The sequence below is a fragment of the Serratia sp. JSRIV001 genome (assembly GCF_019968745.1).
In the GTDB taxonomy this organism is placed as follows: Bacteria; Pseudomonadota; Gammaproteobacteria; order Enterobacterales; family Enterobacteriaceae; genus Chania; species Chania fonticola_B.
In genome coordinates, this window is record NZ_CP074147.1 from 2,144,654 (window position 1) to 2,167,895 (window position 23,242).

19 protein-coding genes are annotated in these 23,242 nt (G+C 55.1%); 9 read left to right on the forward strand and 10 right to left on the reverse strand.

From position 1 onward, the window contains the following. Positions 1-233 precede the first annotated feature (233 nt). Complete coding sequence (locus tag KGP17_RS09715; protein ID WP_059200404.1) at positions 234-1,934, reverse strand: GGDEF domain-containing protein; 1,701 nt, start codon at positions 1,932-1,934, stop codon at positions 234-236. Between the two features lie 343 nt (positions 1,935-2,277). On the opposite strand from KGP17_RS09715, the gene pepN reads away from it, so the two are divergent. After that, entirely contained in the window at positions 2,278-4,893 is a 2,616-nt protein-coding gene (gene pepN, locus KGP17_RS09720; RefSeq protein WP_223499225.1) for an aminopeptidase N, read from the forward strand. A gap of 31 nt (positions 4,894-4,924) precedes the next feature. Here pepN and ssuB read toward each other — a convergent pair whose 3' ends face one another. From ssuB to ssuE, 5 genes are read right to left on the reverse strand one after another with little or no spacing between them, the layout of a single operon-like run. Continuing rightward, positions 4,925-5,698, reverse strand: a complete 774-nt coding sequence (gene ssuB, locus KGP17_RS09725) for an aliphatic sulfonates ABC transporter ATP-binding protein (protein WP_059200406.1) — start codon at positions 5,696-5,698, stop codon at positions 4,925-4,927. Next, a complete protein-coding gene (gene ssuC / locus KGP17_RS09730) occupies positions 5,698-6,489 on the reverse strand; it encodes an aliphatic sulfonate ABC transporter permease SsuC (RefSeq protein WP_046808141.1) in 792 nt (263 codons plus the stop codon). The genes ssuB and ssuC overlap by 1 nt, the downstream gene beginning before the upstream one ends. An 11-nt stretch (positions 6,490-6,500) precedes the next feature. Then, the gene (gene ssuD / locus KGP17_RS09735) at positions 6,501-7,649 is read right to left on the reverse strand and encodes an FMNH2-dependent alkanesulfonate monooxygenase (protein ID WP_094982371.1); all 1,149 of its coding nucleotides are present in this window, start codon (positions 7,647-7,649) and stop codon (positions 6,501-6,503) included. Positions 7,650-7,664: 15 nt separating this feature from the next. Then, positions 7,665-8,630 carry a sulfonate ABC transporter substrate-binding protein gene (locus tag KGP17_RS09740; RefSeq protein ID WP_021804890.1) on the reverse strand — a complete coding sequence of 322 codons (966 nt, stop codon included), beginning with the start codon at positions 8,628-8,630 and terminating at the stop codon, positions 7,665-7,667. An 18-nt stretch (positions 8,631-8,648) separates the two neighbouring features. After that, the gene (gene ssuE, locus KGP17_RS09745) at positions 8,649-9,227 is read right to left on the reverse strand and encodes an NADPH-dependent FMN reductase (protein ID WP_094982370.1); all 579 of its coding nucleotides are present in this window, start codon (positions 9,225-9,227) and stop codon (positions 8,649-8,651) included. 476 nt (positions 9,228-9,703) lie between these two features. Here ssuE and pyrD point away from each other — a divergent pair, with 476 nt between their 5' ends. Both pyrD and KGP17_RS09755 read left to right on the forward strand, forming a co-directional pair. Continuing rightward, positions 9,704-10,714: a quinone-dependent dihydroorotate dehydrogenase gene (gene pyrD / locus KGP17_RS09750; RefSeq protein ID WP_021804888.1), complete on the forward strand. Its 1,011-nt coding sequence runs from the start codon at positions 9,704-9,706 to the stop codon at positions 10,712-10,714. Between the two features lie 156 nt (positions 10,715-10,870). Further along, positions 10,871-11,419, forward strand: a complete 549-nt coding sequence (locus KGP17_RS09755; RefSeq protein ID WP_021804887.1) for a cell division protein ZapC — start codon at positions 10,871-10,873, stop codon at positions 11,417-11,419. A gap of 6 nt (positions 11,420-11,425) precedes the next feature. On the opposite strand, the gene KGP17_RS09760 is transcribed toward KGP17_RS09755, so the two are convergent. Continuing rightward, a complete protein-coding gene (locus KGP17_RS09760; RefSeq protein ID WP_021804886.1) occupies positions 11,426-12,529 on the reverse strand; it encodes a YcbX family protein in 1,104 nt (367 codons plus the stop codon). A gap of 104 nt (positions 12,530-12,633) precedes the next feature. On the opposite strand from KGP17_RS09760, the gene rlmKL reads away from it, so the two are divergent. The 6 genes from rlmKL to rmf all read left to right on the forward strand — a co-directional run bounded on the left by rlmKL (position 12,634) and on the right by rmf (position 20,682). Beyond that, positions 12,634-14,754 carry a bifunctional 23S rRNA (guanine(2069)-N(7))-methyltransferase RlmK/23S rRNA (guanine(2445)-N(2))-methyltransferase RlmL gene (gene rlmKL, locus KGP17_RS09765; protein ID WP_024486046.1) on the forward strand — a complete coding sequence of 707 codons (2,121 nt, stop codon included), beginning with the start codon at positions 12,634-12,636 and terminating at the stop codon, positions 14,752-14,754. 5 nt (positions 14,755-14,759) lie between these two features. Beyond that, a complete protein-coding gene (locus KGP17_RS09770) occupies positions 14,760-16,664 on the forward strand; it encodes an ABC transporter ATP-binding protein (protein ID WP_223499226.1) in 1,905 nt (634 codons plus the stop codon). A 119-nt stretch (positions 16,665-16,783) separates the two neighbouring features. Further along, the gene (gene pqiA, locus KGP17_RS09775) at positions 16,784-18,058 is read left to right on the forward strand and encodes a membrane integrity-associated transporter subunit PqiA (RefSeq protein ID WP_223499623.1); all 1,275 of its coding nucleotides are present in this window, start codon (positions 16,784-16,786) and stop codon (positions 18,056-18,058) included. Next, positions 18,045-19,691 (forward strand): intermembrane transport protein PqiB, encoded by a 1,647-nt coding sequence (gene pqiB, locus KGP17_RS09780; RefSeq protein ID WP_059200412.1) that lies wholly within the window; start codon positions 18,045-18,047, stop codon positions 19,689-19,691. Before pqiA ends, pqiB begins: the two co-directional genes overlap by 14 nt. Then, positions 19,688-20,245: a membrane integrity-associated transporter subunit PqiC gene (gene pqiC / locus KGP17_RS09785; RefSeq protein ID WP_021804881.1), complete on the forward strand. Its 558-nt coding sequence runs from the start codon at positions 19,688-19,690 to the stop codon at positions 20,243-20,245. Before pqiB ends, pqiC begins: the two co-directional genes overlap by 4 nt. Positions 20,246-20,514: 269 nt before the next feature. Then, positions 20,515-20,682: a ribosome modulation factor gene (gene rmf, locus KGP17_RS09790; protein ID WP_071680718.1), complete on the forward strand. Its 168-nt coding sequence runs from the start codon at positions 20,515-20,517 to the stop codon at positions 20,680-20,682. A 70-nt stretch (positions 20,683-20,752) separates the two neighbouring features. On the opposite strand, the gene fabF is transcribed toward rmf, so the two are convergent. The 3 genes from fabF to fabA all read right to left on the reverse strand — a co-directional run bounded on the left by fabF (position 20,753) and on the right by fabA (position 23,184). After that, positions 20,753-22,027 (reverse strand): beta-ketoacyl-ACP synthase II, encoded by a 1,275-nt coding sequence (fabF, locus tag KGP17_RS09795; protein ID WP_094982367.1) that lies wholly within the window; start codon positions 22,025-22,027, stop codon positions 20,753-20,755. Then, positions 22,024-22,548, reverse strand: coding sequence for a helix-turn-helix domain-containing protein (locus tag KGP17_RS09800; RefSeq protein ID WP_021804879.1), 525 nt, complete (start codon positions 22,546-22,548; stop codon positions 22,024-22,026). Before KGP17_RS09800 ends, fabF begins: the two co-directional genes overlap by 4 nt. 117 nt (positions 22,549-22,665) lie before the next feature. After that, the gene (gene fabA / locus KGP17_RS09805) at positions 22,666-23,184 is read right to left on the reverse strand and encodes a bifunctional 3-hydroxydecanoyl-ACP dehydratase/trans-2-decenoyl-ACP isomerase (RefSeq protein ID WP_037374999.1); all 519 of its coding nucleotides are present in this window, start codon (positions 23,182-23,184) and stop codon (positions 22,666-22,668) included. Positions 23,185-23,242 lie beyond the last annotated feature (58 nt).

The window sequence follows — 23,242 nt, forward strand, 5'->3', positions numbered from 1 at the left end:
TCAGGCGCGTGTCCAAATCCGGATAATCAAAAAAGTGGGGGGAGTATACCCGGATTATCCTGTTATTGAAGCCTCATCACACCACAAATGGCCGGAACGGGTCGAGGATAAAACGTGCCTTTATTTTACCGGCGGCATAACCTCAGCCAGAAAAAGCCATTTAATCCAATAAACTGAATGGCTTAGTTGATTTACTCATAAAAATTATGAGGTTAATTATTTTAAACACAGATTCAGATAAAACCGGTTGGCGTATAAATACTGACCCGATTGCGCCCGCTCTTCTTACAAAAATAGAGCGCTTCGTCGGCCTGTTTGATGGCTGGATGCAGTTGTGACAGGTCGCCTACGGCAGCGATACCACAGCTGATGGTAAAGCGCACCCGTTTTCCGTTGAGCAACTCCAGGCACATTTGTTGGGTTTGTTCACGCAGCGCTTCCATCATGCTGCGGGCATTTTCCAGGGAACAGTGGCCGAGCAGCAGGGCAAACTCCTCACCGCCATAGCGGCAAAAGATATCGCTGGAACGGAAGGTGTTACTTAACGACTGGGCGAACATTACCAGCACTCGGTCGCCGACATCGTGGCCATAGGTATCGTTAAGACGCTTGAAGTTATCGATATCGATGAGACAGAACGCCAGCGGATAGCTACTCTGCGCAAGCATCTCACACTCGAGGAAAAATTTGCGGCGGTTATAAATGTTGGTTAAGGGATCGAAGAATGACGAGACTTCCAGCTCTTTGATTAGCTGCTGCTTTTCGTTTTCCAGCGCGATCTTGACCTGATTGTATTGTTTGAGCTGGGTGATGGCGTCACTGATGGCGATCAGCTCTTTGCTGTAAAACGCGTCGTTGTCATCAATATTCATATCGCCTTGTGACAGGCGCAGAATATTTTTATGCGTTTTGGTCAGCCAGCGGGTGATGTTGGAACAGAAGATCATGGAAGGCAGCAGGATGAACAGGGCAATCAGCCCACTCAGAGAAATCATGCCGTAGATGGCTGTCTGGCTATCATACATTTTGGCTTCGGAAGCGGCCATCTCCAGCTCAAAGCTACGCTCATAGAGCCTTTGGGAAAGTCTGTCCATCTCCTCGATATAGCCGGCGATCAGGTTGATGTCATAGACGGTATTATGGGTAATGGCTTGATATAACCCGTCTGAAATGTTGCTGATCCGATGACTGGAGATATTTCGGAGTATCTCATCCACCAGCTCAGCAATCTGCGGATCGTTATAGGCTAGCTTTAAGAACGCCAAACGAGTACCGAGCGGGGTGAACACCCCGGTCAACTGGATGGCCTTCAGATAAGCATTCTTGCGTTCCTGGCTGCTGAGATTGACGTCGATAATCTGATCGATCAGTTCGGTCAGCGACATATTCAGCCGGTTATTAAGGCGAACGGCCTCCAAAAATAGAAATGAGTCCGCATTGATCAGCCGAGTGTCGTAGGTATAACGGTAGAAGGCTTTGGTGGTCTGGACGATATAATAGGCGCTGTTGATATTGAACAGATTGCTGTTGGCAGTATCGACTTGCGTGACCTGACGCGAATCGTTATCCAGCAGCCTTTCCATCCAATCGAGCATGGAAAGTATGGCAATCTTTTGCCGAATGCCCAAGCGCAGAGCGAGGTCGGCGTCGACATTGGATTTAACAATCGCGATTTTTTCACGTGCCTGTTGATCGGCCTGTTGCCATTCAGCTTGGGTGACGGATTTATCCGCCAGACCTAATCGTTTTAACCGGTGTGCCAGCAGTGTAGCCTGAAAGGCCTCGGCCACCTCTTTGGTCCTGCTGATTTTGTACAGATTTTCCAAGCTTTGCTCATGGCTGGCACGGGCCTTTATCAGCCCATTGGCGATAAAAACCGCAAAGGACAGCATGATGGCAAAGGTGAAGAAATAGATCAGGTATTTTACTTTCATGCCAATCTGTTTCTCCTACTGGTTCTTGGATGATTATATCATTGCTACCGCTGGTTTTCCTCCGCAATTCGGTTGCCAACGGGGACGGAACTGCGCCTGCTTAAGCATAAAATGCTGAGTTTGACGTTAAGTGAAGCGCCAGGGTAGCTGGAGCATAGCAAACAACAGCGAATGTCTGCGTGAGTCGTGTGATTTCTTGGTGCGATTTGCTGCCATTTCTGGGTTTTTTTATAGCTGTGATACAGTTTATTCACAATCGGGCCATTGAGGTACCGCGTCGTCCTGCACGGCGGTGCGCTTCGAGTCCGGGATCTGTAACTCACTGAGACGTCAAAGGGTTTTTATGACACAACAGCCACAGGCGAAGTATCGCCACGATTATCGCGCCCCAGATTATACCATCACCGATATCGACCTGGATTTTGAACTGGATGCAGACACCACGCGCGTTACCGCCGTCAGCCAGATCAAACGGCAGGGTGCCGCCGGTGCCCCATTAACGTTGAATGGCGAAGACCTGACTCTGGTGAGTATTCAAGTTGATGGGCAGCCGTGGAGCGCCTATCGCCAGCAGGAAAACCAACTGGTGATTGAACAACTACCGGCTCAGTTTACCCTGACGATCGTCAACGACATCCATCCGGCGAAAAATAGCGCGTTGGAAGGGCTATACCTGTCTGGTGAAGCGCTGTGCACCCAATGCGAGGCCGAAGGCTTCCGCCATATCACCTTCTATCTGGATCGCCCAGACGTGCTGGCCCGTTTTACTACCCGCATCGTCGCCGATAAAGCACGTTATCCGTTCCTGCTGTCGAACGGCAACCGGGTGGCTGAAGGTGACCTGGCAGACGGCCGTCACTGGGTGCAATGGCAGGATCCGTTCCCGAAACCTAGCTATCTGTTTGCGCTGGTGGCGGGGGATTTCGACGTGTTGCGCGATAGCTTCACCACCCGTTCTGGTCGTAAGGTGGCCTTGGAGCTGTTTGTCGATCGTGGCAACCTGGATCGTGCCGATTGGGCCATGACCTCGCTGAAAAATTCGATGAAGTGGGATGAAACCCGCTTTGGCCTGGAATACGATCTGGATATCTACATGATCGTCGCCGTGGATTTCTTCAACATGGGGGCGATGGAGAACAAAGGGTTAAATATCTTTAACTCGAAGTATGTGTTGGCCAAGGCAGAAACCGCCACCGACAAGGATTACCTGAATATTGAAGCGGTGATCGGCCACGAATATTTCCATAACTGGACCGGCAACCGCGTGACCTGCCGCGACTGGTTCCAGCTTAGTCTGAAAGAAGGGCTGACCGTGTTCCGCGATCAGGAGTTCAGCTCCGACCTGGGTTCCCGTTCAGTCAACCGCATCGATAACGTGCGGGTTATGCGTGGGGCGCAGTTTGCCGAAGACGCCAGCCCGATGGCGCACGCGATCCGGCCGGATAAAGTGATCGAGATGAACAACTTCTACACCTTGACGGTGTATGAGAAAGGATCCGAAGTGATCCGCATGCTGCACACGCTGCTGGGGGAACAACAGTTCCAGGCGGGGATGCAGCTCTATTTCGAACGCCACGACGGCAGTGCGGCCACCTGCGATGATTTTGTGCAGGCAATGGAAGACGCTTCCAACGTCGATCTGTCGCTGTTCCGCCGCTGGTATAGCCAGTCTGGCACGCCGCTGCTGACGGTGCGTGATGACTATAGCGCCGAGGATCAGCAATACCGCTTGCACGTCAGCCAGAAAACCGCGCCGACGGCCGATCAGCCAGAAAAACTGCCGTTGCATATTCCGCTGGATATTGAGCTTTACGACAGCGAAGGCAACGTTATTGCCTTGCAGAAAGACGGTTCCCCGGTCAATAACGTGTTGAACGTCACCGCCTCCGAACAGACTTTTGTGTTTGATGGCGTCGCGCATAAGCCGGTTCCTTCGCTGCTGCGTGAGTTCTCGGCACCGGTCAAGCTGGATTATCCGTACAGCGATCAGCAACTGACGTTCCTGATGCAGCATGCGCGTAATGAGTTTTCCCGCTGGGATGCCGCCCAGAGCCTGCTGGCCATTTACATCAAGCTGAACGTGGCCAAATATCAGCAGAAACAGCCGTTGTCGCTGCCGCTGCACGTGGCAGATGCCTTCCGGGCGGTGCTGCTGGATGAGAAGCTGGATCCGGCCCTGGCCGCGCAGATCCTTACGCTGCCATCGGAAAACGAAATTGCCGAGCTGTTCGCCATCATCGATCCGCAAGCCATCTCTGCGGTGCATGAAGCGATCACCCGTTGCCTGGCTAAAGAGCTGGCCGATGAGTGGCTGGCGGTGTATCACGCTAACAAAACTGAAGGGTACAGGGTTGAGCACGGCGATATTGCCAAGCGTTCGCTGCGTAACATTTGTCTGCACTATCTGGCTTTCGGCGATGTAGAGCAGGCTGACAAGCTGGTGGTGCAACAGTTCCAGCAGGCTGACAACATGACCGATTCGCTGGCGGCACTGGCTGCGGCGATGGGGGCACAGTTGCCTTGCCGTGATGCCTTGATGGCCGAGTTTGATGAGCGCTGGCATCACGATGGTCTGGTGATGGACAAGTGGTTCATCCTCCAGGCCACCAGCCCGGCGGCAGACGTACTCGGTAAGGTACGTTCGCTGTTGCAACACCGTTCATTCAGCCTGAGTAATCCAAACCGCACCCGCTCGTTGATTGGTGGGTTCGCTTCGGCTAACCCGGCGGCGTTCCATGCGGCAGACGGCAGCGGCTATCAGTTCCTGGTGGAGATCCTCAGCGATCTGAACAAGCGTAACCCACAGGTTGCTGCGCGGCTGATTGAACCACTGATCCGCCTGAAGCGTTACGATGCCTCTCGTCAGGCGTTGATGCGTCAGGCGCTGGAGCAGTTGAAAGGGCTGGAGAACCTGTCTGGCGATCTGTTTGAGAAGATCACCAAGGCGTTAGACGCGTAAAAGCAAGGGGGCGGCATTTGCCGTCCCCTGATTAATTTGCCACCCGGCGGGAAGTCCCAACAGTTTGCGGTGGCGCCAACACTCTTGCCAACACTTCTGCTTCCAACTCTGCCAGCTTTACCGAACCTTTTCGGCGCGGCCGTGGCAAATCAACAGTCAGATCCAGCCCGATACGTCCTTCTTCGATTAACAGCACCCGATCGGCCAGTGCGATCGCCTCGCTAACGTCATGCGTGACCAGCAGTACGGTGAAGCCATGCTGTTGCCAAAGCGTTTCGATCAGCCCCTGCATTTCAATACGCGTTAACGCATCCAGTGCCCCCAAGGGTTCATCCAACAGCAACAAACGTGGGCGATGGATCAACGCACGGGCCAGGGCGACACGCTGTTTCTGCCCGCCAGACAGCGCGGCTGGCCATTCATTGGCACGGTCGGCCAGCCCAACGGTGGTTAACGCCTGCAATGCAGCATCACGCCAGTTGCCGCTCAGGCCAAGCCCCACGTTGTCGATCACCTTTTTCCATGGCAGCAGGCGAGCATCCTGAAACATCAGACGTGTATCGTCTTTGGCGTGGCTGAGTGGGGCATTACCGCTCACCAGGGTCCCACTGTTGGCCGTTTCCAGCCCTGCGAGCAGGCGTAATAAGGTGCTTTTACCACAGCCGCTGCGGCCAACCACGGCCACAAACTGGCCCGCGGTGATGCGGAGTTGCAAATCGTCCAACACGGTGCGGTTGCCATAACGCTTGGCGATGCCTTCCAGCGTAATGGGGGTGCCTTGCGGAATACGAGTCGGGGCCGTCATTATGCTTCTCCTGATTTCAGTTGATAGGCCGGGTGCCAGCGTAACCAGACACGTTCGAGCAGTTGTGCGCAGGCATCGGCCAGTTTGCCGAGCAGGGCATACAGAATAATGGCGACCACCACTACATCGGTCTGTAGAAATTCACGGGCGTTCATTGCCAGATAACCGATGCCAGAGTTGGCGGAGATGGTTTCGGCGACGATCAGCGTTAACCACATAAACCCGAGCGCAAAACGCACGCCGACCATGATCGAAGGCAACGCGCCGGGTAACACCACCTGCGTAAACAGGCTAAAGCCGCTCAGGCCGTAGCTGCGCGCCATTTCCAGCAGGCCACGGTCGATATTCTTGATGCCGTGATAGGTGTTCAGATAGATCGGGAATAGCGTCCCCAGCGCCACCAGAAAGATTTTGGCGGACTCGTCGATGCCGAACCACAAGATCACCAGCGGGATTAGCGCCAGATGCGGCACGTTACGGATCATCTGTACCGAGCTGTCGAGCAAACGCTCTCCCCAACGGGACAGGCCGGTAATGAACCCTAATACCAAGCCAATGCTGCCACCGATACTGAAGCCAATCAGCGCACGCCAACTGCTGATGGTCAGGTGTTGCCACAGCTCGCCACTTTTGGTCAAGGCCCAAAAGGCTGCCACCACGGCACTCGGCGCGGGCAAGATACGGTTAGACAACCAACCCGCCTCAACGGCGGTCTGCCAGCCAATCACCAGCGCTACCGGCAAAGCCCAGGGGGCCAGCCGGTGCAGAATTTGTTGTGCACCGATCGCCATCACTGTTCTCCTCAGCTTTGTGACACTTTTTGTGGGATATAGATATTGGCGACCGCTTCGCCCTGTGGCTTGATCGCACGCAACTGGGTCGGTTGTTCGCTGGTCGCCAGATCGAGATGTGGGAACAGCAGTTCACCTACGCGATAGGCCTCTTCCAGATGCGGGTAACCGGAAAGAATAAAGGTGTCGATGCCCAGATCGGCATATTCCTGAATGCGCTCAGCGACCGTCGGACCATCGCCCACCAACGCCGTGCCTGCACCGCCACGCACCAATCCGACACCGGCCCACAGGTTAGGGCTGATTTCCAGATTGTCTTTCTTGCCGCCGTGTAAGGCCGCCATACGCTGTTGGCCAACGGAGTCGAAGCGGGCAAAAGCTTTCTGTGCATCCGCAATGGTTTGATCATCGAGGTTGGCGATCAAACGGTCGGCCGCCTGCCAGGCTTCTGCGGTGGTTTCGCGCACGATAACGTGCAGGCGAATACCGAAGCGGACTTTGCGCCCCAGGGCCGCTGCTTTGGCTCGTACTTCCTCTATTTTTTCTTTTACCTGGGCAGGGGGTTCTCCCCAGGTCAGATACAGCTCGACCTGCTCGGCTGCCAGATCCTGTGCCGCCTCAGAGGAGCCGCCAAAATACAGCGGTGGGCGAGGTTGCTGCACCGGCGGGAACAACAGCTTGGCACCTTTTACCTGAAGATGCTTACCGGCGAAATCGACAGTTTCACCTTCCAGCACTTTGCGCCATACGTGGGTAAACTCGGCGGAGGCTTCATAGCGTTCGGTGTGGTTAAGGTGCAAACCTTCCGCTGCCAGCTCTTCCGGATCGCCACCGGTCACCAGATTGAATAGGGCGCGGCCGTTGGAAAGCCGATCCAGCGTGGCGGCCTGCCTGGCTGCCAAGGTCGGGGAGATGATGCCGGGGCGCAGGGCCACCAGGAATTTCAGCCGCTGCGTGACCGGAATTAATGAAGCGGCAACCAGCCAAGAGTCTTCGCAAGAGCGCCCCGTTGGGATCAGCACACCGCCGAAACCGAGCCGGTCAGCGGCCTGGGCGATCTGCTGAAGATAACCGTAATCGACCGCCCGTGCCCCTTCTGAACTCCCCAGATAGTGGCCATCGCCGTGAGTCGGTAAAAACCAGAATACGTTAATGCTCATAGAGTTCTCTCCTGATTATTGTGCGGCTGGATGCCAGACGCGTTGAGAAATATCGACCTGCACCGGAACCAACCGGTTGGCGAAAAAGAGATCGGCGGTTTTTTGCTGGGCAGCAATGGTCGCGTCCCCTAAGGGTTTGATGGCCGTTGGCGGGCGATGATCCAGATAGCTGGCAATCACCGCCTCCGGTAAGCCCATCGCCTTGGCCAGCAAGGTAATGCTCTGCGCCCGATCGCTATGCGTCAGCGCATCGGCCTGGGTCAGCACCGCCAGCACCTGCTGGATGAACGGGCCGTTGGCTTCGGTATAAGGGCGAGCGGCCAGGTAGAAGGAGCCGGTCTGGTTCAGTTCGCTGCCATCGGTCAATACCCGCACTCCGCCTTGCAGCAACGCGGCAGAATAGTAGGGATCCCAGATCACCCAGGCATCGACGTTGCCCTGTTGGAAGGCCGCTCTGGCATCGGCGGGCGTCAGATAAACCGGTTGGATATCGGTAAACCTCAGGCCGTCCCTTTGCAGTGCCTGCAGTAGCAGGTTGTGTGAACTGGAGCCTTTCTGGAAGGCCACTTTATGGCCTTTCAACTCGGCGACGCTGTGGATCGGGCTATTTTCCGGCACCAGGATCACTTCCGCCTTGGGTTTCGGCGGCTCTACGCCGACGTACAGCAGGTCGGCACCGGCCGCTTGGGCAAAGATTGGAGGGATATCGCCGGTGCTGCCCAGATCGATGCTGCCGACGTTCAGCGCCTCGAGCATCTGCGGGCCCGCCGGGAATTCGATCCAACTGATGTTGGTGGCAGGAAAGCGTTGTTCCAGCAACTGGTGGGTTTTGGCCAACACCAGACTCACCGAGCCTTTTTGATAGCCAATACGAAACTGAGCAGGCGCGTTATCTTGTGCGACGGCGGTATTGGTCAGCGCCAGCGCCATGATGGCGGCCAGCGCACCGGTGTTAAGCCAACGGCGGAAAGAGAGGGGCATGATGATTTCCTTAGGCGGTTAGGCAGTTTGCCGGGTTAACAGAGAGGCGGCGGTGTTTGGCACCGGCGGTTTACGGCGGTTGAGCGCCAGATAAAAACTGTCCAACGCTTCGTGCAGGCGTGCGGCCACCCCATCGGACAGCTGGGCCTGTTCACCGTTAAGTACTATCTGGCCGTCATCGGCAAACACGCCGTGCAGCACTTCCTGGGCTTTCAGCGCCGTCAACACTGGCTTCAACGCATAGTCCACCGCCAGCATGTGGCCGATGGAGCCGCCGGTGGCCAGCGGCAAAACCACTTTGTGTTCCAGCGCGCGTTCAGGAAGCAGATCGAGTAAGGTTTTCAGCGCGCCAGAAAACGATGCCTTATAAACCGGCGTGGCGATCAAGAGGCCATCCGCAGCGGCAAGTTGCGCGGCGAAGGCTTTAATATCAGGGCTGTTAAAATTGGCGCGCAGCAGGTCTTCCGCCTGAAAATCGTGCAGGGTATAGGGGATCACTTCCACCTGCTGCTGTTGTAGCCAGCGTTGGCTCAGTTGTAACAGCGCCGCCGAGCGTGAGGGGAGCCTTGGGCTGCCAGCTAGAGATAAAACGCGCATCGCCACTCCTTATATCAAAAAGTTATCAATGTTAAATTAATGTTCGTAAAGTGTTTTAAAGCTAACAGCAAAAGGGGGTGATTTTTAAATCTCATTTTTTGATTTTGATATGCGTAAAGGGGGAAAAGCGGGGAAGTAGCACCATACAAGGGAAACGATTGCGCTAAACGCGCTTTTTTTGCCTTTAATCAATTCCAATTGGCGAGGGGATACCGGATAATACGCCCCCGGTCGACAGGCCTATCCTGCTGACTTGAGGTTGTCGCTAAATAACCGCAACACCGAAAGCCTGAAGCAGGTGGGGATCATGCAGGTTAGCCGACCGTTGAGCGTAAGGATGCGCGATTGCGAGCCCCCAGGGATGGGTTTACGGCGTGTCGGCGTTCTGCATGATCCCCACCTGTATCCCCATCAGGCACAGCGATTGACTTGCGACCTCAAGTCAGCAGGATATCACCGGGAAATCAGGAGAGTACATGTACTACCCCATCGTCAGGAAAGCCTTGTTCCAGCTCGATCCCGAGCGCGCTCACGAATTGACCTTCAGTCAACTGCGCCGTATTACTGGCACCCCACTAGAGTTTCTTATCCGTCAGTCGGTGCCGAGCAAGCCGGTGAGCTGCATGGGGCTCTCTTTTAGCAACCCATTAGGTTTGGCCGCCGGTCTGGATAAAGACGGCGAGTGCATTGATGCCTTTGGCGCGATGGGCTTTGGCTTTGTTGAGGTCGGTACCGTTACGCCGCGTCCGCAAGCGGGTAATGATAAACCGCGTCTGTTCCGCCTGGTCCCGGCCGAAGGGTTGATCAACCGCATGGGGTTCAATAACCACGGCGTAGACAATCTGGTTGAAAACGTTAAGAAATCCCATTTTGGTGGCGTGCTTGGGATCAATATCGGCAAGAATAAAGACACGCCGGTCGAGCAGGGCAAAGACGATTATCTGATCTGTATGGATAAGGTTTATCCGTATGCCGGCTATATCGCGATTAATATCTCATCACCCAATACCCCGGGATTACGATCCTTACAGTATGGTGAAGCGCTGGACGATCTGCTAGCGGCGATAAAAAATAAGCAGGCCCAATTGCAGGCTCGCCATCACAAATATGTGCCGGTTGCGGTAAAGATCGCGCCGGATCTTTCAGAGGAAGAACTGATCCAAATAGCGGACAGTTTAGTGCGTCATAATATAGATGGGGTCATTGCCACCAATACCACTCTCGATCGTAAACTGGTTCAGGGGTTGAATTACTGCGATCAGGCAGGGGGATTAAGTGGCCGTCCGGTACAGTTACGCAGCACTGAAGTGATCCGCCGTTTGTCGCAAGAGTTGCAAGGGCGCTTGCCGATTATCGGCGTTGGTGGAATTGATTCCCTGACGGCGGCGCGGGAAAAAATGGAGGCCGGGGCAACGTTGGTACAAATTTATTCCGGTTTTATCTTCCACGGACCGCGTTTGATTAAAGATATCGTTACCCATATCTAATATTTTACCTTTCATTTTCGACCGGGGGTTTATTTCTGCCCCCGGCTCGTCTATATTTTGTTCGGTAGCGGAATTATCCGATGTTTAAGCAACCTTTCTGGTGATAAAATCGCCTTTTGCGTAATACGCGTTGGCATGTGGTGAGAAGGATAAGCAATGAAGATAAAACCTGACGACAATTGGCGTTGGTATTTTGACGCTGAGCACGATCGACTGATGCTCGATTTAGCCAATGGTATGATCTTCCGTTCACGCTTTCCGGCAAAAATGCTAACCCCGGACGCCTTCGCTGAATGTGCATTCTGCGTCGATGATGCAGCGCTTTATTTTGATTATGAAGAACAGTGCAAACAGATAAAGCTCAGCCATGAACAACGTGCCGAGTTGGTATTAAATGCGCTGGTGGCCTTCCGTTTTCTCAAACCCCTGATGCCCAAGAGCTGGCATTTTGCTCAGCAACACTATCCGCTACGCCCAAAAAATGGCGAGTTGGCGGCGGTGAAGGTGATGGATAGCGGTGTCGAGGCGCGTCTGCTGGTGGTGGAAGCCGGGGATAATGCCAGCCTGTGCTTGCTGGCACAAAATCAGCTGGCGTTGGCTGGGCGCACCATGGTGTTGGGGGATGCGATAAAAGTGATGCACGATCGCTTGAAACCTTGCATCCCGGATGAACAGTCTGCCCCGGCTTACGACAGGGCAGTGTAATAAGCGTTACGCCAGCTTCACATCGCTTTTAGGAATACAGCTGCAACAGAGGATGGTGCCGTTGGCAGCCACTGCGCTTTTCTTTAGCGGCGCAACCTCGCCCTCCACCAGCGTTATCTTGCAACTGCCGCACAGGCCAGCCCGGCAGGAGTAAGGGATGCGAATGCCTTGCTGCTCCAACTGCTCTAACAAGATCTGCTGGTTATTACCGGCAAACACCTTTCCTTGATACTCAATGCTCACGCTGGTGGTGCTGTCCTGCGGTGCCTGCAGGCTTTCGACGACCTTACCTGCCCCATAAGGCCGCGGCGGTTTGGTTGACAACACTTCAACGCTATCGCCGACGCGGATAATACCGCTGTTACGGGCAATCATGTTTTGGCCAAAGTCGACGTCGCCATTATCGGCAGTGCGGAACTGTTGTAGCGTACTCAACGGCTCGCCGCTCGGATGTTTGCGGCCACGTTCGACGCTGACCGTGGTCAATACGCAGCGGCTGCAGGGTTTTACCAGATCGAACATCACGTCGCCGACGCGGATCACCTGCCAACCATCTTCTGCCCAGGCCGGGCTACCGGTCACCACCAGGTTTGGGCGAAACTGCTCCAGCCTGATGCTACTTGGGCAACGTTGCTGCAGATCCTGGAACGAGGCTTCATTAATCAGCAGATAAGGGTAACCGTCGGCAAAGGAGAGCGGAATTTCCGGGTGCTTCTTTACCCTGCGGGTTAATTCAGGCCCAACCCAGCGCAGCTGGACCTCGCGCTGAAAATAACCGCTTAGCCAACTGTTGATGGCCACCGGGGCGATCAACGCGGTGAAATGGTTGCCCCACACCTCGGTCGGCTGCGCATCGGGGGCGAAATCAATGAAGCGGATCGCCGCGCTTTCACCGTCCGGTGCGGTCAGAAACAGACCATCCGCCAACAACGCCGGGGTAAACAGCACCATCTGCGGGTATTGGCGGGCGGTGATGAAGGTACCGTCTGGCTCGGTGATCATGAAAGAGCGATCAAAAGCCAGGCCGTTGCTGGCCACCTGAGCGTGAGAAAGCTGCAAACCCCGTAGTGATTTGACCGGATGAACGTAAAGTCGGGAGAGCGTGATCACCCCTGCCTCCGTGCGATAAATGAAATAGAAGGGAGCAACTTTATGACAAGCGGTCTGGATTAGCTATAATGCGCAACAATTTTCTTTTTGGTGATAAGCACGATATGAACACTCTGTTTGCCAGCACGGCGCGTGGACTGGAAGAACTGTTAAAAAGCGAACTGGAGCGGCTTGGCGCTCACTCCTGCAAAGTGGTGCAGGGGGGAGTACATTTTCAGGGTGACGATCGTCTTCTGTACCAAAGCCTGCTCTGGAGCCGCCTGGCTTCGCGTATTCTGTTGCCGCTGAATGAATTTCGCGTGCACAGCGATTTGGATCTGTACCTCGGTGTGCAGGCCATTGACTGGCCATCGATATTTGGCCTGGATAAAACCTTTGCGGTGCACTTCAGCGGCCTCAATGAAGAGATCCGCAATAGCCAATATGGTGCACTGAAGGTCAAAGACGCCATTGTGGACAGCTTTACCCGCAAGCTCAACGATCGGCCAATGGTAGAGAAACAGCAGCCGGACATTCGGGTGAACGTTTTCCTGCAGCGTGATATGGCCAGCGTAGCGCTCGATCTGAGCGGAGAAGGTTTGCACCAGCGCGGCTATCGCGATCTTACCGGCCAGGCTCCGTTGAAGGAAAACCTGGCGGCAGCGATTGTCCAACGTTCCGGTTGGCAACCAGGGGCGCCGATGCTGGACCCGATGTGCGGTTCTGGCACGCTGTTGATCGAAGCGGCGATGATCGCCTCCGATCGCGCGCCTGGCCTGCATCGTCAACATTGGGGCTTTACCGCCTGGAACGGCCACAATGCCGAACTGTGGCGTGAAGTGATCACTGAAGCGCAGGTGCGGGCGAAACGTGGCCTGCAAGAAACCCCGTCACGCTTCTTTGGTTCCGATATCGATCGCCGCGTCATTGAAATGGCGAAGGGGAACGCCCGCCGCGCTGGCGTGGCCGAATTGATCACCTTTAACGTTAATGACGTCAGCAAACTGACCAACCCACTGCCGGAAGGCCCGGTAGGCACGGTGGTCAGCAACCCGCCATACGGTGAACGCCTTGAGAGCGAACCAGCCCTGATTGCGCTGCACAATATGTTAGGGCGCATCATGAAGAGCCACTTTGGTGGCTGGCAGCTTTCGTTGTTCAGCGCCTCACCGGAACTGCTCAGTTGCCTGCAGTTGCGCGCAGAGCGCCAGTTCAAAGCGAAAAACGGCCCGTTGGACTGCGTACAGAAAAACTACCAACTGGCAGAAAACCCGCAGGGTGCTGGTGGTGTGCAGGTGGCAGAAGACTTTGCCAACCGTCTGCGCAAGAATCTGAAGAAATTGGACAAATGGGCGAAGCAGCAGGGGATCGAGTGCTATCGCCTGTATGATGCCGATCTGCCTGACTATAACGTGGCGGTGGATCGCTATGGCAGTAAGGTGGTGGTGCAGGAGTACGCGCCGCCGAAAACCATCGACGCGCAGAAAGCCCGCCAGCGCCTGTTTGACGTGATTAACGCCACGTTAGCGGTACTGGAGCTGCCTTCGAATCAGCTGATCCTGAAAACCCGCGAACGTCAGAAGGGCAAAAATCAGTATGAGAAGCTGGCGCAGAAGGGGGAGTTCCTGCTGGTAGAAGAGTTCAATGCCAAGCTGTGGGTCAACCTGACGGATTATCTCGATACCGGGTTATTCCTCGATCACCGCATCGCTCGCCGTATGCTGGGTGAGATGAGCAAAGGCAAAGACTTCCTCAACCTGTTTGCCTACACCGGCACCGCAAGCGTACATGCCGGGTTGGGGGGCGCACGTAGCACCACCACGGTGGATATGTCGCGTACCTATCTGGAATGGGCGGAGAAGAACCTGCGGGTTAACGGCCTGACCGGTAGACAGCACCGCCTGATCCAGGCAGATTGCCTGTCCTGGCTACACAATGCCGACGAACAGTTCGATGTGATCTTTATCGATCCGCCGACGTTCTCCAACTCCAAGCGGATGGAGAACACCTTTGACGTACAGCGCGACCATCTGGCGCTGATGAAAGATTTACAACGGATACTGCGCCGTAACGGGACCATCATGTTCTCCAACAACAAACGCGGTTTCCAGATGGATCTGGCAGGTCTGAACGCACTGGGTCTGGAGGCGAAAGAAATTACCGCCAAGACACAGTCAGAAGACTTTGCCCGTAACCGTCAGATCCACAACTGCTGGCTGGTCACCCACGCCGGCGAAGGAAAATAATTACTATGTCGTTAATCAGCATGTCCGGTGCCTGGCTCTCTTTCAGCGATGCACCTTTGTTAGACAACACCGAAATTCATATTGAAGACAATGAACGCGTCTGCCTGGTTGGGCGCAACGGGGCCGGTAAATCGACCCTGCTGAAGATCCTGGGTAAAGAGATCCCCTTGGACGATGGGCGCATCATTTACGAGCAGGATCTGATTGTGGCGCGTTTGCAGCAGGATCCTCCGCGCAATATCGGCGGCACGGTGTTCGACTTTGTGGCCGAAGGCGTGGCCGAGCAAGCGGAACACCTGAAGGCGTATCATGCTATCTCACATCAGGTGGAGCTGGATCCGAGCGAAAAGAACCTGACGCGTATGGCGCAGGTTATGGAGATCCTCGATCATCAGGGCTTATGGCAGCTAGACAGCCGTATCAGTGAAGTCCTGTTGCAACTGGGGCTGAACGGCGATGCGGAGCTGTCCTCCCTGTCCGGTGGTTGGCTGCGCAAAGCGGCACTGGGCCGGGCGTTGGTCAGTTCACCGCGCGTGTTGCTGCTTGATGAACCTACCAACCACCTGGATATCACCACCATCGACTGGCTGGAAGGGTTCCTGAAAGAGTTTCAGGGCAGCATCGTCTTCATCTCGCACGACCGTTCGTTTATCCGCAATATGGCCACGCGCATTGTCGATCTCGATCGCGGCAAGCTGGTGTCATGGCCGGGCAACTACGAGCTGTACCTGGAAAGCAAAGAAGAAGCGCTGCGGGTGGAAGAGCTGCAGAACGCCGAATTTGACCGCAAACTGGCGCAGGAAGAAGTTTGGATCCGCCAGGGCATCAAGGCACGCCGCACGCGTAACGAAGGCCGGGTGCGCGCTCTGAAAGCGTTACGTAACGAGCGTTCACAACGTCGTGAAGTGATGGGCACCGCCAAGATTCAGGTGGAAGAGGCCGTGCGTTCGGGCAAGATTGTGTTCGAAATGGAAGACGTCAATTATCAGGTCGCCGACAAAGTGCTGGTCCGGGGCTTCAGTGCTCAGGTGCAGCGCGGTGACAAAATCGCATTGGTGGGGCCAAACGGCTGTGGTAAAACCACCTTGCTGAAATTGATGCTCGGTCAACTGAAAGCCGACAGCGGGCGAGTGCACTGTGGCACCAAGCTGGAAGTGGCTTACTTTGACCAGCACCGCGCCGAGCTGGATCCAGAACGTACCGTAATGGATAACCTGGCGGAAGGTAAGCAGGAAGTGATGGTCAATGGTCGTTCGCGCCATGTGCTGGGCTATCTGCAGGACTTCCTGTTCCACCCTAAACGGGCAATGACGCCGGTCAAAGCGTTGTCGGGCGGGGAGCGTAACCGCCTACTGCTGGCAAAATTATTCCTTAAGCCGAGTAATTTACTGATCCTCGATGAACCAACCAACGATCTGGACGTCGAAACGCTGGAACTGTTGGAAGAGATGATCGATAGCTACCAGGGCACCGTATTGCTGGTGAGCCACGATCGTCAGTTTGTTGATAACTCCGTGACCGAGTGCTGGATTTTCGAAGGCAATGGCGTGATCGACACTTACGTCGGGGGCTACTACGATGCACACCATCAGCGTGCCACCGCCAAGCCGATCCGCACGGTAGCCACCAGCCAAACCAAGGCTGCGGCGGAGAAAAAAACCGAGCAGCCCAAGAAATCAGCAGCCAAACTGAGTTATAACCTGCTGCGCGAACTGGAGCAGTTGCCGCAGCGCCTTGAACAGCTGGAAGTGGATATTGAAGCCTTGCAGGCACAGGTGAGTGATGCGGGATTCTTCTCACGCCCGCACAGCGAAACCCAGCAGGTGCTGGCCGATCTTGCCACTGCGGAGCAGGCACTGGAACAAGCCTTTGCCCGTTGGGAAGAGCTGGAAGCAATGAAAAACGGCTGATCGGAAACGGGTTGCCCGCACGCTGCTGCTGTGGGCAACCCAGGCTGTACCGATGAGCGACACGGTTAAGGAGGATAATGGTGTGTTCCCACGAAAGTCATAAGCAGCAGAGTCATGCGATGCATGGCGAGCCTCAACAGGATAACCTGATACTGTGCCCACAATGCGATATGCTGGTGGCGTTGCCGCCTTTGCAATCAGGCTCCAAGGCCGTTTGTCCCCGTTGTAAAACGACACTCAGCGCCCGCTGGGCAGAACCGCGCAAACAACCGATTGGTTTTGCCCTCAGCGCGTTATTCATGCTGGTGTTAGCCAATATCTTCCCGTTTATCAATATGCGCGTTGCCGGTCTGGGCAATGAAATCAAACTGATCCAAATTCCTCAGGTGATGGTGGCAGAAGACTATGCCAGCATGGCCACCCTGTTTATGGTGTTTGTGCAACTGATCCCGGCGTTTTGCATGTTGGCGATTATTCTGCTGTGTGCCAGGGTGCGGCTACCACGACAATGGAAGATCTGGATGGCCAAAGTGCTGTTCCAGTTGAAGACCTGGTGTATGGTCGAGATCTTCCTGGCTGGCGTGCTGGTTAGCTTTGTCAAACTGATGGCTTATGGTGATATCGGCATTGGTTCCAGTTTCGTCCCTTACTGTCTGTTTTGCCTGCTGCAGGTGCGAGCCTTCCAATGCGTCGATCGCCGCTGGCTGTGGCAGGATATTGAACCCGCCCCGTTGATTGATCGCCCGTTGCAGGTTGGGCGTACCGGTCTGCGTCAGGGAGTTCGTTCCTGCTCCTGCTGTACGGCCATCCTGCCCGCCCAGCAGTCCAAATGCCCGCGTTGTCACACAGTGGGCTATTTACGCCGCCGCCACAGCCTGCAATGGACGATGGCGTTATTGGTCACCTCGATCATATTGTATATTCCGGCGATGCTGATGCCGATTATGATCACCGAGGCGTTGGGCAATAAAATGCCATCAACGGTCATGGCCGGGGTGGTGCTGCTATGGGGAGAAGGGTCCTATCCGGTGGCGATGGTGATTTTCATTGCCAGTATTATGGTGCCCTCGCTCAAGATGTTGGCGATTGGCTGGCTATGCCTGGATGCCAATGGCAAAGGCAAGGCCAATGCCGATAGCGAGCGTATGCATCTGATTTATGAAGTGGTGGAGTTTGTTGGCCGTTGGTCAATGATCGACGTGTTTGTGATCGCCGTGCTTTCGGCGTTGGTACGTATGGGACAGTTGATGAGTATTTATCCAGACATTGGGGCGCTACTGTTCGCCATGGTGGTCATTCTCACCATGTTTGCTGCTATGGCGTTTGATCCCCGTTTAACCTGGGATCGCGCAAATGAAACAATAAAAAAGGAGCCGCAAGGTGACGGAAAGTAATCATGGCGTCGCGGATGTTGAGAAGATCAAGCGCTGGTCGCCGGTGTGGATCATTCCCATTGTCACCGCGTTGATCGGTGCGTGGATCCTGTTTTATCACTTCAGCCATCAAGGGCCGCAAGTGACGTTGGTCACGACCTCCGCCGAAGGTTTGGAAGCGGGAAAAACCAAGATCAAAAGCCGCAGTGTGGATGTCGGTACGGTGGAAAGCGTCACCCTGAGCGAAGATTTGAGTAAAGTGCTGGTGCAGGCTCGCCTGAACTCCGGCATGGAAAAGCTACTGCGTGACGATTCGGCCTTCTGGGTGGTGAAACCGCAGATTGGCCGTGAAGGCGTCTCCGGGCTGGGGACCTTGTTCTCCGGTGCCTACATTGAATTGCAACCGGGCAACAAGGGCAAGGTTGGAAAAGCGGATTATCAGCTGCTGGATGCTCCGCCGCTGGCCTCTCCCGATGCCAAAGGGTTGCGCGTGATACTGGACAGTGACAAATCCGGCCAGTTGAACGCTGGCGATCCGGTACTGTTCCGTGGCTACCGCGTTGGCTCGGTGGAAACCAGCTATTTCGATCCCAAGCTGCGCTCCATGCGCTATCAGCTGTTTATTACCGCGCCTTACGATCAGTTGATCACTACCAACGTCCGGTTCTGGAAAGACAGCGGCGTTGCCTTCGATATGTCCGCACAAGGCATGCGTGTGGAAATGGGATCCTTGGCGACGCTGTTTAGCGGTGGCGTCAGCTTTGACGTGCCAGAAGGTTGGGAGCGTGGCCCAGCGGTGAAAGAAAAGGCCGAGTTTGCTCTGTTCGATAGCCAGCGCAATATTCAGGATTCGCTGTATACCGAGCATACCGATTATCTGGTGTTCTTCTCCGAATCAATCCGTGGGCTGCAACCGGGGGCTCCGGTTGAGTTCCGGGGTATTCGCTTGGGTACCGTGGGGCAAGTGCCATTCTACAAAGAGGGTATGCGCCAGCGGTTGGATAACGACTACCGTATTCCGGTGCTGATCCGTATTGAGCCTGAGCGCTTTAATCAACAGTTGGGCAAGAACTTCGATATCGCGCAGCATTTGAAAGATGCAGAGTCGCGTGGCCTGCGTGCCGCGCTGAAGTCAGCCAACTTGCTGACTGGCGCGTTGTATATCGATCTGGACTTCTATCCACAGGAGAAAGCGTGGAAGGGGCCGCGTGAGTTGTTCGGCTATCCGCTGTTGCCAACCACCAGCGGTGGCCTGGCGCAGATCCAGCAGAAGTTGATGCAGACGCTGGACAAGATCAATTCGATGCCGATCAATCCAATGATCAACGAAGCGACCAAAACGCTGGCCGAAAGCCAGAAGACCATGAAAGAAACGCAGAAAACCCTGCAGTCGCTCAATGACATCATCAGCAGTAAAGAGATGAAGGCATTGCCTGAAGATATGCAGAAAACCCTGCAAGAACTCAATCGCAGCATGAAGGGGTTCCAGCCAGGCTCACCAGCCTACAACAAAATGGTTGGCGATATGCAACGTCTCGATCAGGTGCTGCGTGAGCTGCAACCGGTGCTGCGTACCCTGAACGATAAGAGCAACGCCCTGGTATTTGAAGCCGCGGGCAGTAATGACCCTCAGCCGAAGAAGGCCAAAAAATGAAAAAATGGATCCCGGTAGTTCTGGCGCTGTTGCTGAGCGCCTGTAGCAGTACGCCCAACAAGACTTACTATCAGTTACCGGCGTTGGGAACCCCGACTCAGGTGAGTGGCACCCAGGCGTCACGCCAGCTGTGGTTGGAGCACGTCAGCGTGGCGGATTTCCTGGCGCAGAGTGGGGTGGTCTACCAGACCAACGACGTGCAGTTTGTGATTGGGCAAAACAACCTGTGGGCCAGCCCGTTGGATCAGCAACTGCAACAGACATTGGTAACCAACCTGGGCAGCGCTTTGCCGGGTTGGGTGGTGTCATCACAGCCGATGAGCAGCGATCAGGATGTGCTTAACGTCACCATCAGCGGCTTCCATGGCCGCTACGACGGTAAAGCGATCGTCCGTGGTGAATGGGTGTTGAGCCATCAGGGCAGGCTGATCAAACGGCCATTCAACCTGGAATTGAAACAGAGTGAAGATGGCTATGACGCTTTGGTCCGCACCTTGGCCCAGGGTTGGTTGCAGGAAGCGCAGGAGATTGCCGCACAGGCAGCTCGCCTTTAATCATAGCTTGTAATAATTCGTTCTAAAGCCATCCCGGTAAGGCAAAGTAAAAGCCTTGCCGGGATTTTTTTCTTTTATTATCATGAAATTAAATCCAGACCAGCAATATCAGCCACTTAGCTTATGCGCCGTGCATAGCTCACAAATATGACAACGGTATGAAATTTGAACGTTGATCTTCTCGCCATTTAGGGCTATTCCTTAAATGTGGCTGTATTTCGTGCGGCCATTGTTTTCTTTCCACAGAGTAACAACGAGGGAAACGAGGCATGAAGAGACAGAAAAGAGATCGTCTGGAGCGGGCTGAATCACGCGGTTACCAAGCAGGTATTGCAGGGCGTTCGAGGGAACTTTGTCCCTACCAATCTTTAGATGCCCGGGCTAACTGGCTGGGAGGGTGGCGAAAAGCCATGGAGGACAGGGCTGTGACCGCTTAAGCGGCTCTCTGTCATGAATTAAGGAACGACCTCCGCCAAACAAGCGGAGGTTTTCGTTTTAAGCGTAAAATTATTCCTGCCAGCGTTTCAGCAAAATACTCGCGTTGACTCCCCCAAAACCAAATCCGTTCGACAGGGCATAGGTCATTGCCATCGGTTCCGCCTTATTGGCCACCAGATGCAGACCGGCGGCGGCAGGGTCTGGATTATCCAGATTCAGGGTGGCCGGAGCGATTTGATCGCGCAGTGCCAGCGCGGTGAAAATGGTTTCCAGTCCGCCTGCGGCTCCCAGCAGATGGCCAGTGGCCGATTTGGTGGAGGTGATGGCGATATGCCCATCGGTGCCGAACAGGTGTTTGATGGCGTTGATTTCACCCAGATCGCCAACCGGGGTTGAGGTGGCGTGCGCATTCAGATGCTGAACCTGATCGGGCGTGACACCAGCCTGTTTCAGCGCAATCTTCATCGCCCGATAGGCGCCGTCGCCATCTTCGGCCCCGGAGGTCATATGGTAGGCATCCGCACTGGTGCCGTAACCGACAATCTCTGCTAACGGCTTGGCACCACGTGCCAACGCATGTTCCAACGTCTCGATCACCAACATCCCGGCACCTTCACCCATCACAAAGCCGTCGCGGGCGCTGTCAAACGGGCGTGACGCTTTGCTAGCGGCATCCGCTGGCGTGGTTGACATGGCTCGGGCAGCGGCAAAGCCCCCCAGGCTGACGGTATCGATAGCGGCTTCCGTTCCGCCGCATAAGGCGATATCGGCTTCATCGTTGCGGATCATCCGCACTGCATCGCCAATGGCCTGCACGCCTGCCGCACAGGCGGTGACCGGTGCGCCAATCGGCCCTTTGAATTGATGCTTGATGGAGACATGGCCCGCGGCCAGGTTAACCAAAAAGGAGGGAATGGTGAAAGGAGAGAGGCGCTTCGGCCCGCGGCTATCTGTGGTGCGCACCGCGTGGGCGATAGCTGGGAAACCACCAATACCAGAGGCGATCACGGTGGCCGTCCGTTCCTGTTTCTCCTCACTATCGGCGCTCCAGCCAGCCTGCTTAATGGCTTCGTCAGCGGCGGCCATCGCCAGCAGTATAAAGCGGTCCATTTTCTTTTGGTCTTTCGGTGCCACGCTCAGGTCGGGATCAAAACCGGCAGCGGCATCCTGCTCCAGCGTGGGCACCTGGCCGCCGATCTTGACCTGCAAATCTGCCACCATCTCTTCGGGTAGCGGGCTGATCCCTGACTGACCCGCCAACAGGCGTTGCCAGATCGGCTCTACGCCGCAACCCAAAGGAGAGACGGCCCCCATACCGGTGATAACTATACGACGACTGCTCATAGTGACTCCTTGGATGATTCATTAAGTAAGGTGTAGTGATGCTGCATCAGAGAAGCACGGCGTGACATGGCCTCTCCGGCCGCAGGGCCTGCCGCCAACGTGATGTGCTGTAGGGCGATAGGCTGCTGGGTTAGCGCATCGATTAATAGAGGCTGTATTGGTTGACCGCTGCGCCGATCGACCAGTTCCGCGCTGTGTGCCCCTTCAGTCAGATGAGTATTGCCCCACTGGAACAACGTCACCAACACCGGGAAGAAATCCTTGCCGCGCTCGGTGAGCAGATACTGGTAGCGTACCGGGCGAGTCTGGTAGCGTTGCTTATACAGAATGCCGCTTTCCACCAGAAATTTAAGCCTGCGGGTCAGCAGCGTGGGGGAGAGTCCCAGGCTTTGCTGAAACTCGTCAAATTTGCTCAGGCCATGAAAGGCATCGCGCAGGATCAGGATGCTCCACCATTCCCCCACGCGCCCCAACGAACGGGCGATTGGGCAGGGGGTCGTTGCAAAACTGGTTTTTTTCATGCTGCCCTCTTAGTGGATACATTTATTGTAGTCACTGTGTGGCGATAAAACGACCAGAACAGTAATAACAAAGGAGGGGAGAAATAAACGGCGACCGAGAGAGGCCGCCGTAAGGCGTTAGAACGCCGCAGCGTCCTTGAACAGGCCCACTTTCAGATCGCTGGCGGTATAGATCACTTTGCCATCGCACAGCACTTCGCCATCAGCCACGCCCATAATCAGCTTGCGGATGATCACGCGTTTGAAGTTGATGCGGTAGGTGACTTTTTTGGCGGTTGGCAGCACCTGTCCGGTGAATTTCACTTCGCCGACGCCCAGAGCACGGCCTTTGCCTTCACCGCCCATCCAGCCTAGGTAGAACCCTACCAACTGCCACATGGCATCCAGACCCAGACAGCCTGGCATAACCGGATCGCCAATAAAATGACAATCGAAGAACCACAGATCCGGATTGATATCTAGCTCAGCTTCTACGTAGCCTTTATTGTAGCTACCACCGTCTTCGGTCATCTTGACCACGCGGTCCATCATTAACATGTTGCCTGATGGCAACGGTGGGCCACCGGCGCCAAACAGTTCGCCACGGCCCGATGCTTCGAGATCTTGTTTCGTATAGGATTCGCGTTTATCTACCATGTTCTCAGTAAACCTTTTTTTGATGAAGGACGCAGCTTAACTTACACGTGTACGCTGA

Coding starts and splice junctions, on each gene's coding strand:
- rlmKL (WP_024486046.1), top strand. CDS start 12,634: ATGAACACTCTGTTTGCCAGCACGGCGCGTGGACTGGAAGAACTGTTA.
- fabF (WP_094982367.1), bottom strand. CDS start 22,027: ATGAGCAGTCGTCGTATAGTTATCACCGGTATGGGGGCCGTCTCTCCT.
- pqiC (WP_021804881.1), top strand. CDS start 19,688: ATGAAAAAATGGATCCCGGTAGTTCTGGCGCTGTTGCTGAGCGCCTGT.
- ssuB (WP_059200406.1), bottom strand. CDS start 5,698: ATGACGGCCCCGACTCGTATTCCGCAAGGCACCCCCATTACGCTGGAA.
- pyrD (WP_021804888.1), top strand. CDS start 9,704: ATGTACTACCCCATCGTCAGGAAAGCCTTGTTCCAGCTCGATCCCGAG.
- ssuE (WP_094982370.1), bottom strand. CDS start 9,227: ATGCGCGTTTTATCTCTAGCTGGCAGCCCAAGGCTCCCCTCACGCTCG.
- rmf (WP_071680718.1), top strand. CDS start 20,515: ATGAAGAGACAGAAAAGAGATCGTCTGGAGCGGGCTGAATCACGCGGT.
- KGP17_RS09755 (WP_021804887.1), top strand. CDS start 10,871: ATGAAGATAAAACCTGACGACAATTGGCGTTGGTATTTTGACGCTGAG.
- pepN (WP_223499225.1), top strand. CDS start 2,278: ATGACACAACAGCCACAGGCGAAGTATCGCCACGATTATCGCGCCCCA.
- fabA (WP_037374999.1), bottom strand. CDS start 23,184: ATGGTAGATAAACGCGAATCCTATACGAAACAAGATCTCGAAGCATCG.
- KGP17_RS09800 (WP_021804879.1), bottom strand. CDS start 22,548: ATGAAAAAAACCAGTTTTGCAACGACCCCCTGCCCAATCGCCCGTTCG.
- ssuC (WP_046808141.1), bottom strand. CDS start 6,489: ATGGCGATCGGTGCACAACAAATTCTGCACCGGCTGGCCCCCTGGGCT.
- KGP17_RS09715 (WP_059200404.1), bottom strand. CDS start 1,934: ATGAAAGTAAAATACCTGATCTATTTCTTCACCTTTGCCATCATGCTG.
- ssuD (WP_094982371.1), bottom strand. CDS start 7,649: ATGAGCATTAACGTATTCTGGTTTTTACCGACTCACGGCGATGGCCAC.
- KGP17_RS09770 (WP_223499226.1), top strand. CDS start 14,760: ATGTCGTTAATCAGCATGTCCGGTGCCTGGCTCTCTTTCAGCGATGCA.
- KGP17_RS09740 (WP_021804890.1), bottom strand. CDS start 8,630: ATGCCCCTCTCTTTCCGCCGTTGGCTTAACACCGGTGCGCTGGCCGCC.
- pqiA (WP_223499623.1), top strand. CDS start 16,784: ATGCATGGCGAGCCTCAACAGGATAACCTGATACTGTGCCCACAATGC.